This is a genomic window from Spirochaeta cellobiosiphila DSM 17781 (genome assembly GCF_000426705.1).
GTDB lineage: Bacteria > Spirochaetota > Spirochaetia > DSM-17781 > DSM-17781 > Spirochaeta_E > Spirochaeta_E cellobiosiphila.
This window is the reverse complement of record NZ_KE384558.1, coordinates 246,152-258,406: the sequence shown is the minus strand read 5'-3', so window position 1 is coordinate 258,406 and position 12,255 is coordinate 246,152. Positions and strand designations below refer to the sequence as shown.

Below are 12,255 nucleotides of genomic sequence, written 5' to 3'. Positions count from 1 at the left end.
ACAACCGTAAAGTAGTTATATCAGGAGGTTGTTATGTTAGTTTCTACAGTTTTTGCCAGTTTTGGTATATTAAGCTGGTTGCCCATATTCATCAAATGGGGCAAGCCAGCTCCTCATAAATACATTCACTCAGGTTACTTTATTGTAGGTGCCTTAGCTGGTTTGATAGCCACTTTGTTGCCATGGCCTTTGATGGAAGTAAGCATCATTCACTATGGTGTGGGCAAGATCCTTATTTGGCCGACGGCTATCTATGTCATCTACAAATTGTTCGCGCCCTATTCCTCTAAGGAACTAATCCTATCTGAGACAGGAATCTTCTACTTAGCCTACTTCAGCATCGTTAACACTTTAGAATGGGGTTATTCTTCACCAGATCTCCTCTTCTGGTCCTTCTTTGTCGATTTACCTCTGCCCCTCTTCTTATTCCTGACCACCTCTGGATTATCCCAGATGCTGATGTATTCAAAACACAAGGAAAGTCTCTTCCTTCTCCTCCCTGTTATGATAGGTATTGAAGCGGTCTATGCCATGATTCTCCAACCCTTGGCCCAGCTCAATATGGGAGAAAGAGTACTGATCAACTTCATTCTGGCTGGGGTTGTATTTACAGCCTACTCTCTCTTGCGCTACTACCTGCATCCCAAGCACAACTCCTATGTCAGACAAGAAATGTCACAAAAGTCCTCATGGGAGGAGAATCTTCAATTTGGACAGCAATGTCTCCAACATAATCACTACAACCTAGCCTATGGACACCTCAAAGCCGCTGCCAAAAAGGCACCTAAAAACAAAAATATAGATCTCTTTCTGGGGATTGGAGCCTTACTCAATCAACGAACAACAGTGGGTTATACCCATATCAATAAGTTCATGATCCAGTCGGGAACTCAGGGATTAAAGATTGCTAAGCAATACATTGCCAGCTTACCCTTATCGGATTTTGAACGAATCTACCTTACCCGAGTGATTACAAAGCAAAATGCCTTCTCTAATGCTCAATATTACAAAAGAGCACGGTAAAGATCTTATCCCATATGGGAAAGATATGGGAAAGACCTGGGCTTACCCCTTAATAAACCAAGGGGTAAGGAAGATTCGTACTTAGGGTGCATTTTCAGTGGCCCACTGAAAACCTTTTACTACACTACTAAATTATCTCGAAAGGCCTTGTAAAACTTTTTGAAAGGCCCTTTAAAAAATCTCGAAAGGGCTTTTCAATTTTTTTGATCAAGCTTTACAAATTAATATCTGTGTCATTAGGGACAAGAAAAAAAAGCCCATTAGGCACTTAAGCTAATGGGCTATAAATATCAATTTAGTAAATATGGACTCTTAAACCATTCCAGAGAATCCCATAAAAGCTAAGGCTAACAATCCTGCGGTAACCAAAGCAAGGGGAGCACCTTCCATACCTTTAGGGGTATCCATGAACTCCAGACGTTCTCTTAAACCGGCAAAGATCAAGATAGCCAGAGCAAAACCCACACTGGATCCGAAGGCATAAACCAGACCTTGAGCTAGAGAAAAATCTTTTTGAAAGACTAATAAAGCGACACCTAAGATAGCACAGTTAGTAGTTATCAAGGGTAAAAATACCCCTAAAGCCTGGTATAAAGGGGGACTAACTTTTTTCAAAACGATCTCAACAAGCTGTACCAAAGAGGCAATGACCAATATATAAACAACAGTCTGCATAAAATTAATATCTAAGGGTGTCAATATCAGATTTTGAATTAAGTAGGTCGCTAGAGTGGAAAGGACCATAACGAAAGATACGGCCAGGCCCATACCAACGGCTGTTTCAACCTTAGTACTTACCCCTAAGAAGGGACATATACCCAAGAACTGATTTAAGACAATGTTATTAACAAAAACAGCACCAATTAAGATTAATACATATTCCATTATAGTAGACTCCTCTTAATGCGGTTCACACCGGCAATGATAAAGCCTAGGGCAATAAAAGCACCAGGAGGCATAACAAATAAAAGCATTGTGGGTACAGTCTCTGGTAGGAATTGCCAACCAAAGATACTACCGGAACCTAGAATCTCTCTCACACTTCCTAATATGGTCAAAGCTAAAGCAAAGCCTAATCCCATACTAAGACCGTCTATTAAAGACTCGACAACACCATTCTTGGCAGCAAACGCTTCAGCTCTTCCCAGGATAATACAGTTAACAACAATCAAAGGTATGAACAAACCTAACTGTTTATGTAACGCAGGAAGATAAGCGGCCATTAGCATTTCGATAATGGTTACAAAGCTGGCTATAACCACAATAAAAGCGGGGATACGAACCTTGTCTGGAATAAGATCCTTGATCAAGGCAATAGCCACGTTACTCAATATTAAAACACTGGTCGTGGCCAATCCCATTCCTAATCCATTAATGGCACTAGTGGTTACCCCTAGGGTAGGACACATACCAAGTAGCAATACAAATACAGGATTTTCTTTCAAAAATCCTTTTGTGAAATTCTGCATTGACATCAAAAACTCCCCTTCTGATAAGCTTCCCAGGCACGGGATAGAGCATCAGAGAATGCTCTTGAACTAATAGTTGCTGCTGTTAAAGCATCAACATCTCCTCCATCCTTCTTTACTTTTAATGTAAAGGAAGTAGGTTTCTTGCCAATAAACTGGTTAAGAAATTTGGGCTTGGTCATGTTAGAACCTAGACCGGGAGTCTCAGCATGACTGAGCACTTGTACACCAAGGATTTTTCCATGGGGATCGAATCCTGCCATGATGGAGACATCACCACCATATCCAATGGGACTGACCGCTTGCACAGCAACACCGATCAACTGTCCATTATTCTTACCGGGATAGAGAATAGCATCACCGATAACCACTTTTTCACTATCCGGATTATTGTCAAACTCAGGAAGAACTTGGGTAATTAGATCCATTTTAAGCTGCTGTTGAATAGCAGCGATCTGATCCTTAGTTCCCCCATAAGTCACAGCAAGAGCTAAGCTGCTAATAGCACAGATGAGTGTTAAAACAATGACCATGTTGGGATAAGTAGACTTTAATTTCATGCAGCTACCTTTCCTTTCCCATAAGGAGTGGGTTTAAATTTCTTATCAATCAAAGGAACCAGTGCATTCATGATGAGAATGGCATAACTGGTACCTTCTGGGTAAGACCCCCATATTCTAATGGCACCACAGAGCAATCCTCCCCCCAGGGCGAAGACAATCTTACCTGAAGTGGACATGGGACTCGTCACCATATCTGTAGCCATGAACCAGGCACCAAGCATAGCGCCCCCGGCGAGAACATGATAAAGAGGATCAGCATAATTCACAGGATCGATTACATAAAAGATTCCTGTAAAAGCAGCTAGGCCTCCAAGGAAAAATACAGGGATATGCCATTTGATAATCCTGGTCGCAATCATGAAGATACCACCAATTAAGATCGCTAAAGCACTGACTTCTCCGATAGAACCACCGACATGACCTAATAAAAGATCTAAGTGAGAAGGAAGAACTCCCCCTCCTTCTTTTAAGGTTCCCAAGGCCGTTGCCGCGGTCACCCCATCGGTACCCCAACCTGGTATAGGCCAGGTTGTTGTCTGTGAGGGAAAGCTGGCTAAAAGAAAAGCCCGTCCTACTAAAGCAGGGTTAAAGGGGTTTTTCCCTAAACCACCAAAGGCCATTTTACCAACAGCTACGGCAAATAAAGATCCAATAGCTACGATAGGTAAAGGCATGCCAGCTGGTAAGTTGAAAGCCAATAATAATCCTGTTATTACAACAGAACCATCAGCAGTTGTATTCTCGTATCCTAACATCCTGTCAGCAATATATTCGGTTACAAGGGCTACTAGTATGGAAACCCCGATCACAAGTAAAGCACGTGGACCAAAAGTTACTACAGACATGATCAGAGCAGGAACCAGGGCGATAACAACACCCCACATCACACCAGATACGGCGAAGGGGCCTTTTTCATGAGGTGAAAGTGATACAGTAAATTTATTATCCATTATTTCCTGCCTCTTCTAATACGTAAGATATTCTGTTTCCCATAACGAATGTAATCCAATAAAGGTCGTGCAGAGGGACAGATAAACTGACAAGATCCACACTCAATACAATCCAGGGCATGATTGGATTCGGCATTATCAAAGGAATCCTTTCGGCTGTACATTTCCAGCAGATACGGTTGTAATCCCATAGGACAGACACCAACACATTTACCACATCGGATACAGGTATAGGTTTTCTTTCTATGGGAATCCTCTTTGTTTAGAACCAATATGCCACTAGTTCCTTTGGTCACGGGAATATCAATAGAGGTGACAGCCTTACCCATCATGGGACCACCGGCGATTACTTTGCCGCTGTTCTCAGGAAGACCTCCTGCTTTGTTGATTAGTTCTGTAAAACTGGTTCCTACACGAACTTTGAAGTTCCCCGGACTAGTTAAACCTTTACCAGTGGTTGTTACCACGCGATCAATAAAGGGTTTGTTCTTTTGAACAGCTTCGTATATGGCAAGAGCCGTACCTACATTGTTAACAACACAACCTGCATCGAGAGGAAGTTTTCCACTGGGGACTTCCCTATCCAATACAGCCTGGATCAATTGCTTTTCTGCCCCTTGAGGATATTGTACCTTTAGAGGAGTAATATGGATATTTTCATATTCCGAGCTGGCTTTATTTAAGACTTCAACAGCGTCCATTTTATTAGCTTCTATACCAACAAAAGCTCGTTCTACGTTCAGGGCTTTCATCATAATACGAATACCAACGATGATCTCTTCTGCTCGTTCGACCATGACCCGGTGATCCGCTGTGAGATAAGGCTCACACTCAACACCATTAATAATAAGGGCATCGACTGTTTGTCCTGTCTTGGGAATAGTATATTTTACTTGAGTAGGGAAAGCGGCGCCCCCCTTCCCAACAATACCGGCTTTATTGATACGTTCCACAATTTCCTGTGGTTCAAGCTTGATATCCCTAAGGATATCAGGGCGTCTATCAATGGATTCTTCCCATTCATCACCTTCAACCTGGATGATTACTGCTGTTCTCTTATATCCTGTTACATCAGAAATATCATCGATTTTGACAACAGTTCCTGATACAGAACTATGAATATTGGCACTAATAAAGCTAGAGCCTGCCCCAATAAGGGTACCTACTTTAACCTTGTCTCCTTTCTTGACAACAGGAGTGGCTGGGGCACCAATGTGCTGGGATAGGAGAATACGTACTTCTTTGGGAAGTTCTAATTCTTGAATAGCCTCAGTTTTGGTGATCTTGTTTTCAGGAGGATGAATTCCACCAAGTTTAAATGTTCTTAATTTCATCAGGCATTCTTCCTTTGGGGTGGTTCAAAAGTCGCTGATATCGCACCTGTAGGACAAACATTAATACACAAACCACAGGCTATGCATTTTGCAGGATCGATATAGGCTAGATTATTCTCTAAAGTGATAGCAGAGATCTTTTCAGGACATGTTTTAACACACTTACCACAGCCAATACAGCTTACAGTACAACTTTTGCGGCTGGCTGCACCTTTTTCAACATTCTGACAGTTAACCCAAACTCTTCGACCTTTTCTGCCGGTTGGTCGTAATTCAAAGAGTTTACGTGGACAGTCAGTAACACAGGCACCACAGGCCGTACATTTCTCTTCGTTAACTTCAGGTAGCCCAGTTTCACTATTAATAGAAAGGGCTCCAAATGTACACGCAGATACACAATCTCCTAATCCTAAACATCCTGAAGGACATCCCGATTCTCCAGCAAACAAGCTATGGGCAACAGCACAGCTGGAAGGGCCTTCATATTTAGTTTTTGCAGGAGCATTTCCACAGCTTCCACCACATCGCAATACAGCAACCTTTGGTTCGGGAGCTTTAGTTTCAATACCGAAATACTCGCCAACTTTGGCCATAGTATCAGCGCCCCCCGGAGGACAAGCCAAAGTCCCTAGATCTCCTGATTCAGAAGCACCTACTAAGGCCTCAGCAAACCCGCGACAACCTGGAAATCCACATCCACCACAGTTAGCCCCGGGGAGAAGTTCAGTCACTTCATCAATTCGGGGATCCTCTTCTACTGCAAATTTCTTTGCAGCTCCATATAAAATGGAGGCGAATAAAATAGCCAGTATACCGAGGGTAATTACAGAAAATAGAATTGTTAAACTCACATATACCTCGATTTAAAAGAATTACAGCTTATAAGCTTGAAAGAGAAAGGTTTTTTCAAACTTCCCTTTCAGAATACGTAGAAGGCCATAGTAGGGAAGAAGAATGAATAAACATCCTGCTGCCGCCACTATTTCAGTGGTCACTTCCAGTAATCCAAAAAATGTTCCAAATATCAAAATCAAGGGGATAGCAAAGCTGTAAAGAAGAGCCATCCAGCTTAATTTTTGTGCCATTTCAACACGAACTCTGTCACCTACATTCGCCTCTGACATCAAGATTGTCTCTAAAACCCTCTGTGATGTAGAACTTGAAGAACAGGAGCCGCTTACTTTACAATGGGCACAGGCGCTTGATACGGGAACTTCAACGGTAGCCTTTTTATGATTATCTTCACTTTTTATATCTTTAATTATTCCTGTATGAGACAGAACTTCCTCAGACATTGATACCTCCACACCTGATTTGAACGGTCAGATTATATCACTGGTTAATAATTTTCATAAAGAAAAAACAATAAAATGATACCAGGTCTCAACAGGATAAAACCTTATATTATATAATTTTATATCTATAAAAAAACAGCCATTCTTATTGCCCATAATGGGCATTTTTGCTATATTCTAGACATGAAACAATGGGATTGGATTATCGTTGGTGCTGGTATGCATGGAAGCTATCTAGGAGGTCTATTAAGGAAATACCGTCCTCATGACAGCCTGCTTATTATTGATCCTCATGACAGCTTATTGTCTGTATGGAATGATTTTACGTCTCGTACAGGAATGAAGTTTCTAAGAAGTCCCGGTAGTCATAGTCTATCAGAATCTTATACAGATTTATCCTGCTATGCCAAGAAAAAGGGACGTTCTGACGAGTTTATCGAACCTTACAACCGCCCTAGTCTTTCCTTATTCAATGACCATTGTGAACATATTATTAGTGAATATCAATTACAGGATCATTTTTTGCAAGATGAGATTACCTTTTTAGATCATGACGGAGAATTTTTTTATCTTCATAGTCTGAATAATAATTCTTATTATTCTAAAAATGTCATCCTCGCAATGGGAATATCCCATACGCCCTCCATTCCTCATTGGGCTGAAAAACTGGACAATATTACTCACCTGTTCGGATCTTCCTTTTCCCTTGCCGATAAAAATAAAGTGGCCATTATAGGTGGAGGGATCAGCGGCTGTCAGCTGGCTATAAAATTAGCCCCCCATAAACAAGTGACCCTTTATAATCCGACCCCTTTAAAGGAGAGGAAGTTTGACGGTGATCCTGCTCTTGTTGGTCCCAAATTGATGGAAGATTATCAAAAATTGGATAGTTATACGGAACGTAGACAGTGGCTTAAGAAATATCGTTATCCAGGGACTCTCCCCTGGGATATATTTCAAGAAGTAAATCAATGTATCCAGGATGGACAAGTTCAATTAGAACTATGTGAAATCAATGGGTCTAACTATAAAGAACTCCAATCCTTTGATCAGGTTATTCTTTCTACAGGATTCGAAAAAAAGGTTCCAGGACAATCCTGGTTACAGCCCTTTGCAGAGAAACATAAGCTTCCTACAGCTCCTGATGGATATCCTATTCCTGACAAGTATGCCCGTTGGATGACTGGCTTATACTTAACAGGGCCCTTATCTGAGCTTGAGATTGGAACAAGTGCTCTCAATATACAAGGAGCCCATAGGACAGGAATCAGGATTCTTAATTATCTCTATAATCAGAATGATATTTATAAGTTCAGGAAGCCCTCTTGATCAGCTGGTTAATAAAAGCCTTAAATCCTTCAACATGAAATCCAACAACAAGAGCCTTTGCCTCCCCCTTGAAAGTTTCGAACTCTTTATCTAATTGATCCAATTGGGTTCCTAATGCTTTCCAGTCTCCCGAATAGGCGACTTCCTTTAGTTGTAGTAAGGTCTCCTTATCAGGAATGGAATAGTGTAGTTTGCCACTGTTGGCTGTGTTTTTTGTCGTTTGATTAAGGATTTGCTGTTCCCGATGAGAGCTAAGACCTTCTATTCTGTTTTTTGGTTTATTACGTTTTACCGAATCAACACTATCCCCTCTTGTTATGGCCAGTATATTATCAATCATACTCAGGAGGCTTTGTCCGCTCTTATCGATAAGGTTTAAACAATTAATGGTAAATTCGTCGACTCCCCCCTTTCGGAGCAATACCTGGGTATAACCTAGTATTCCATTGAGAGGAGTCTTAAGATCATGAGTCAACTGGCTGAAGAACATATCAATGTTAGACTCAATATCATTATGTCCTCCTGTTAACTGACTATGGACATCAAGTTCACCCAAGCGGGAAGAGATGATTCCACTAAAGGACCAGAGAAAATCATAATCCTCAGAAGTTAATTCTTCCCTTTCTTCATGGTTAATGAGAAGAAGGGCGCCCCATAAGAGATTGCCCCTGACGATAGGAAGAACAACAATACTTCTCAGCTGTCTAGATTGAACCCAGGGGGAATCTTTACTTCTGTAGCTTTCATAACTTTTGAGAGCATCCACTAACTCTGAAGGAACTTTATTGAGAGCAAAATCATCTACTAAGGAACTGGTCTTTTGAGAAAGGTCCATCCCCTCTCTTACCCAATGTTCACGTTCCTGAAGGGTTAGTTCTTCTTGATTAGGTATAGAACGGGCGATAATCACTTCATCCCAGTTCATTATTCTGCCTATTGTACTGATTCCATAGGCAATTACTTTTTTCCAATCCTGCTGCTTTAGTAGCTTTTCCGATATATTTCTTAAAAAAGGAAGATATTCTGACCGCATTACTTATTCTGATTGTCCTTTTATACTATTTCTCTTTATTGGTTTTATTAATAATTACTATAACACATAAATATAAACTTACAGAGCGTATTTTATTCCCGGCAAAAGATGAACTCGATTGTATAGCTCTTCAAATTTATCTTTTGTAGGAACCAAAAGGCTTACAGAATAACTGACATAGGAACCTTTAGAAGACACTTTTGTTGAAAATTCCTGATAAGACAGGCCTGTTTGTGATAAGGCCGCCTCTATGTTACGCTTATTCTCATCTTCTGTACGCTTAGTATCGAGTACGACCTTAAGATCATATATAACAGGAAACTGTATTTCCTTACCTTCAAATATATTATTACTCATGTGCTTGATGTTAGCCATAAATGGCGATGAAATCAAGTATTAACTGACCAGGAAAAACTCCTTATCAAAGTTCCATCTATCTAAAGGATTGAAGGTTGGTAATTCATGACCTGAGAAATCTTCCAGAAACTTATTAACCAGAGCAACGGCATTCTCTGTGTCATTCTTGAATTTAAAGGGAATAGAATTATCAAGAGGTTCCCTGGGGAACTGTTCTATATTATTTAAGAACCTATCGACATCCCATTGAACCGTTTCCATATGACCGTACATTCCTCTACCGGATTTTTCTAAATATTCCGCATTAAGTCTTTGCTCGTATTGTCCTTTCTCTGGAAAGGTTAGAATTGGTTTATCCAAATGGAGAGCTTCGCAGATCATCTGATGGCCAGCGGGAGCGATGACTCCTTTGGCACCAGCAAGGGCTTCTTCAAAGTTTTCTTCCTTATTAGGAAAGAATTTGAACTTCTTATCCTTGTGCTTTTCCAAAGCTTTAGTAATAGAGTCTTTAAAGGTCTTCTTTGTATAGACTATGTAATAATCACCTACTTTCGGTTCCAGATCCAATATGGTTTTACGGATGATGGGACCAATATCACCATGGAAAAAGCTACAAGTAAGAAATCGATCGGCTCTGGGCATTAATCGCTCTGATATAAATCTTGCAACAACAGCATCCCAATTGTGATCATTTAATCCGGCACGGAACAGAACTCCCTGATGATTAAGAAGTAAGACAGGTATGTTCAAACCATTAGCAGCATAGACAAGATATGGTTCAAAGTCACAAAGAACGGCATCTATCTTAAGATTTTCTAATTGGGTTTCCATGGTTTTGATGACAGAAGGTAGTGATGTTATATTTTCCAGATTTGAGAAGACTGTTTTATGATAGTTGATTTGATGGTTTTCTTTAACAAAATGGATATAAGGAATGGAACGAATCTCTGCATCAGGGAAGTTCTCTCTTAAGACAGGCTCTACAGAGGGAGGACACCAATAGAATAATTCATGTTCTTCCCGAAGAAAATAGCTTAATGCGATAACCCGTGACACATGTCCACGACCTTCACCACTCATTGATATTCCAACTCGCATACTACACCTCACTTTACAATATTAAAACTATGATTCATACGTTAGATTACTATTAAGAAATTCTTTTTTTTTGATTAGCCCGCCAATTCATGACTCCTAATCCCCCTATAATACATCCTACTCCCAACAGAGAAAGTCCAGAAAAAAAGAAGCCCGGAAGCCAAAAAATCTGTAAAAGTAAGGGAGTAAAAATGAAAAAAGCATTATGTACAGGAATAACAAGAGAGGCAGGTATTCTTTTCTTAAAAGAGTACTGGGTCATCAAGAAGGAACCTGTACCAAAGAAAAAACTGGTCCCGAAGATAACCCAACCCCATTTATGTTGAGGCAGATAGGTCATACCATGGACAGATATCTGACCAAGGGCTTTCATAAGAGGGTCTAATCCATTAAGAAAACCACTAAAGGCTCCAAAGAATAAAGATTTGACCAATAGATGATGACTGGATTTTGTTAATAAAACAAAAAACAATAGTAAAAGCGTTCCCCCATAGGCACTAACAAGAAAACCTCTCTTTTGAAGAAGATGGAAGGAAGGGGCCTCTCTTAAAACATTATCAACACCAAGAATTAAAGTCCCCATAATCAATATCAAAACACCCAATACTTCTATTTTGGATACTTTTTCCTTCAGCAAGAAATGACTATAGAACATCAAGCCCAGTAAACCAACGGCAAACATTGAGGAAAAATAAGAAGGGGGGGCAAATTTAGTGGCAGGGATCATAAAGAAACCAAAGGCATTATTAAAAATAAAACTAATAGAATATAGAAAGGTTAGTAGTTTTTTTGATTTGCCTTGGCGATGCAGAATAAACACATGTTTCTGCATTCCCTTAGCCAAATGCACAGCTAGGGACCCAAGGATCCCTAAGCCCATGGCAATAAGCTCACCCTTCAAGAACTATTCCTTTGATATTTTACTGAAACCGTAAGCTACAGCTATTCCTAATATAAAAGTAATAAGAGATGTTAGAATTACATAAACATTAGCATTGAACTGATGAGCGACTTCTACTCCGAGAGCATAAAAAGAAGCTATGACCAAACCAATGATAAAGTACATTGTTCCAGAAAAGGCTTTCTTTAAAGCAATATCGATTATTCGCGCAACAATAAGGATGCCTCCAATGGCGCCTACACCAACAAGGGCCACAGGGACAAGCATTCGCTCATCAACGAACATTAGAATATTATTGTATTCACCTAGACTGACAAGAAGAGCGGAACCGGAAAAGCCTGGAATGATCATAGATCCAGCAGCAAGGAATCCACAGAAAATGAGCCAGAGACCATAAAGAGGAGTTATCACAATAGGTCCTGCAGTCATATCCACACTATTAGATTTAAGAACTGTCGTGAGAATGACTAAAAATGCAGCCAATAGAAATAAAAGTATCCTTTTAATATTGGGCTTTTTATCTTCCATACTTGTAATTAAAAAGGGTAAGGATCCGCCAATCAAACCAGCAAAAAAGAGATACGTAGGCTGACTGAGGACATCAGAACCTAAGAGGATTCTGAAAATTCTGGCAAAGACCAATATACCAATAATAGCTCCACAACCTAAAACAAAGAGAAAGATCGTATAGGATAGTCTTTTTTCTTTGTCTGTTGCCCAATTACCTAAAGCTTCTGTTAATTGATCAAAGAGACCAAAGATAAAAGCCATTGTTCCACCGGATACTCCAGGAATGATATTGGCAATACCAATGACCATCCCTTTCCAAAAGATATTGAAATATTTCATACAACAGGAGAATATCAAAAAGGATTAGAAATAAATAGTACTTCCCTTATGCAA

General features: G+C 40.1%; 14 protein-coding genes. 2 read left to right on the top strand and 12 right to left on the bottom strand.

Features of this window, described 5'->3' with window-relative positions:
- Positions 1 to 33 precede the first annotated feature (33 nt).
- Positions 34 to 1,023 (top strand): hypothetical protein, encoded by a 990-nt coding sequence (locus tag K345_RS0117830; RefSeq protein ID WP_028975322.1) that lies wholly within the window; start codon positions 34 to 36, stop codon positions 1,021 to 1,023.
- 312 nt (positions 1,024 to 1,335) lie between these two features.
- On the opposite strand, the gene rsxA is transcribed toward K345_RS0117830, so the two are convergent.
- From rsxA to K345_RS0117795, 7 genes are read right to left on the bottom strand one after another with little or no spacing between them, the layout of a single operon-like run.
- Entirely contained in the window at positions 1,336 to 1,908 is a 573-nt protein-coding gene (rsxA, locus tag K345_RS0117825; RefSeq protein WP_028975321.1) for an electron transport complex subunit RsxA, read from the bottom strand.
- Entirely contained in the window at positions 1,908 to 2,498 is a 591-nt protein-coding gene (locus tag K345_RS0117820; protein ID WP_037573076.1) for an RnfABCDGE type electron transport complex subunit E, read from the bottom strand. Before K345_RS0117820 ends, rsxA begins: the two co-directional genes overlap by 1 nt.
- Entirely contained in the window at positions 2,498 to 3,052 is a 555-nt protein-coding gene (locus tag K345_RS0117815) for an RnfABCDGE type electron transport complex subunit G (RefSeq protein ID WP_028975319.1), read from the bottom strand. Before K345_RS0117815 ends, K345_RS0117820 begins: the two co-directional genes overlap by 1 nt.
- Entirely contained in the window at positions 3,049 to 4,005 is a 957-nt protein-coding gene (locus K345_RS0117810; RefSeq protein ID WP_028975318.1) for an RnfABCDGE type electron transport complex subunit D, read from the bottom strand. The genes K345_RS0117815 and K345_RS0117810 overlap by 4 nt, the downstream gene beginning before the upstream one ends.
- A complete protein-coding gene (rsxC, locus tag K345_RS0117805; protein ID WP_028975317.1) occupies positions 4,005 to 5,339 on the bottom strand; it encodes an electron transport complex subunit RsxC in 1,335 nt (444 codons plus the stop codon). The genes K345_RS0117810 and rsxC overlap by 1 nt, the downstream gene beginning before the upstream one ends.
- Complete coding sequence (locus tag K345_RS0117800; RefSeq protein WP_028975316.1) at positions 5,339 to 6,190, bottom strand: RnfABCDGE type electron transport complex subunit B; 852 nt, start codon at positions 6,188 to 6,190, stop codon at positions 5,339 to 5,341. The genes rsxC and K345_RS0117800 overlap by 1 nt, the downstream gene beginning before the upstream one ends.
- A gap of 21 nt (positions 6,191 to 6,211) precedes the next feature.
- Positions 6,212 to 6,634: a SoxR reducing system RseC family protein gene (locus K345_RS0117795; protein WP_028975315.1), complete on the bottom strand. Its 423-nt coding sequence runs from the start codon at positions 6,632 to 6,634 to the stop codon at positions 6,212 to 6,214.
- Positions 6,635 to 6,817: 183 nt separating this feature from the next.
- Between K345_RS0117795 and K345_RS0117790 the strand changes: the two genes are divergently transcribed.
- Positions 6,818 to 7,963: an NAD(P)-binding domain-containing protein gene (locus K345_RS0117790; protein ID WP_028975314.1), complete on the top strand. Its 1,146-nt coding sequence runs from the start codon at positions 6,818 to 6,820 to the stop codon at positions 7,961 to 7,963.
- Here K345_RS0117790 and K345_RS0117785 read toward each other — a convergent pair.
- From K345_RS0117785 to K345_RS21750, 5 genes are all read right to left on the bottom strand, one after another.
- The gene (locus K345_RS0117785; RefSeq protein ID WP_028975313.1) at positions 7,947 to 8,996 is read right to left on the bottom strand and encodes an ATP-binding protein; all 1,050 of its coding nucleotides are present in this window, start codon (positions 8,994 to 8,996) and stop codon (positions 7,947 to 7,949) included. The genes K345_RS0117790 and K345_RS0117785 overlap by 17 nt on opposite strands.
- Before the next feature lie 78 nt (positions 8,997 to 9,074).
- Entirely contained in the window at positions 9,075 to 9,353 is a 279-nt protein-coding gene (locus tag K345_RS0117780) for a DUF493 family protein (RefSeq protein ID WP_169714838.1), read from the bottom strand.
- A 39-nt stretch (positions 9,354 to 9,392) separates the two neighbouring features.
- The gene (locus K345_RS0117775) at positions 9,393 to 10,451 is read right to left on the bottom strand and encodes a glycosyltransferase family protein (protein ID WP_037573073.1); all 1,059 of its coding nucleotides are present in this window, start codon (positions 10,449 to 10,451) and stop codon (positions 9,393 to 9,395) included.
- Positions 10,452 to 10,503: 52 nt separating this feature from the next.
- Positions 10,504 to 11,352: a hypothetical protein gene (locus K345_RS0117770; protein ID WP_028975310.1), complete on the bottom strand. Its 849-nt coding sequence runs from the start codon at positions 11,350 to 11,352 to the stop codon at positions 10,504 to 10,506.
- A 3-nt stretch (positions 11,353 to 11,355) separates the two neighbouring features.
- Entirely contained in the window at positions 11,356 to 12,201 is an 846-nt protein-coding gene (locus K345_RS21750; protein ID WP_083963852.1) for a DUF368 domain-containing protein, read from the bottom strand.
- Positions 12,202 to 12,255 lie beyond the last annotated feature (54 nt).

What these genes read in the sequence shown, in the direction of transcription:
- rsxC (WP_028975317.1), bottom strand. Translation starts at nt 5,339, where the DNA reads ATGAAATTAAGAACATTTAAACTTGGTGGAATTCATCCTCCTGAAAAC.
- K345_RS0117810 (WP_028975318.1), bottom strand. Translation starts at nt 4,005, where the DNA reads ATGGATAATAAATTTACTGTATCACTTTCACCTCATGAAAAAGGCCCC.
- rsxA (WP_028975321.1), bottom strand. Translation starts at nt 1,908, where the DNA reads ATGGAATATGTATTAATCTTAATTGGTGCTGTTTTTGTTAATAACATT.
- K345_RS0117815 (WP_028975319.1), bottom strand. Translation starts at nt 3,052, where the DNA reads ATGAAATTAAAGTCTACTTATCCCAACATGGTCATTGTTTTAACACTC.
- K345_RS0117790 (WP_028975314.1), top strand. Translation starts at nt 6,818, where the DNA reads ATGAAACAATGGGATTGGATTATCGTTGGTGCTGGTATGCATGGAAGC.
- K345_RS0117820 (WP_037573076.1), bottom strand. Translation starts at nt 2,498, where the DNA reads ATGTCAATGCAGAATTTCACAAAAGGATTTTTGAAAGAAAATCCTGTA.
- K345_RS0117830 (WP_028975322.1), top strand. Translation starts at nt 34, where the DNA reads ATGTTAGTTTCTACAGTTTTTGCCAGTTTTGGTATATTAAGCTGGTTG.
- K345_RS0117785 (WP_028975313.1), bottom strand. Translation starts at nt 8,996, where the DNA reads ATGCGGTCAGAATATCTTCCTTTTTTAAGAAATATATCGGAAAAGCTA.
- K345_RS0117780 (WP_169714838.1), bottom strand. Translation starts at nt 9,353, where the DNA reads ATGAGTAATAATATATTTGAAGGTAAGGAAATACAGTTTCCTGTTATA.
- K345_RS0117795 (WP_028975315.1), bottom strand. Translation starts at nt 6,634, where the DNA reads ATGTCTGAGGAAGTTCTGTCTCATACAGGAATAATTAAAGATATAAAA.
- K345_RS21750 (WP_083963852.1), bottom strand. Translation starts at nt 12,201, where the DNA reads ATGAAATATTTCAATATCTTTTGGAAAGGGATGGTCATTGGTATTGCC.
- K345_RS0117775 (WP_037573073.1), bottom strand. Translation starts at nt 10,451, where the DNA reads ATGCGAGTTGGAATATCAATGAGTGGTGAAGGTCGTGGACATGTGTCA.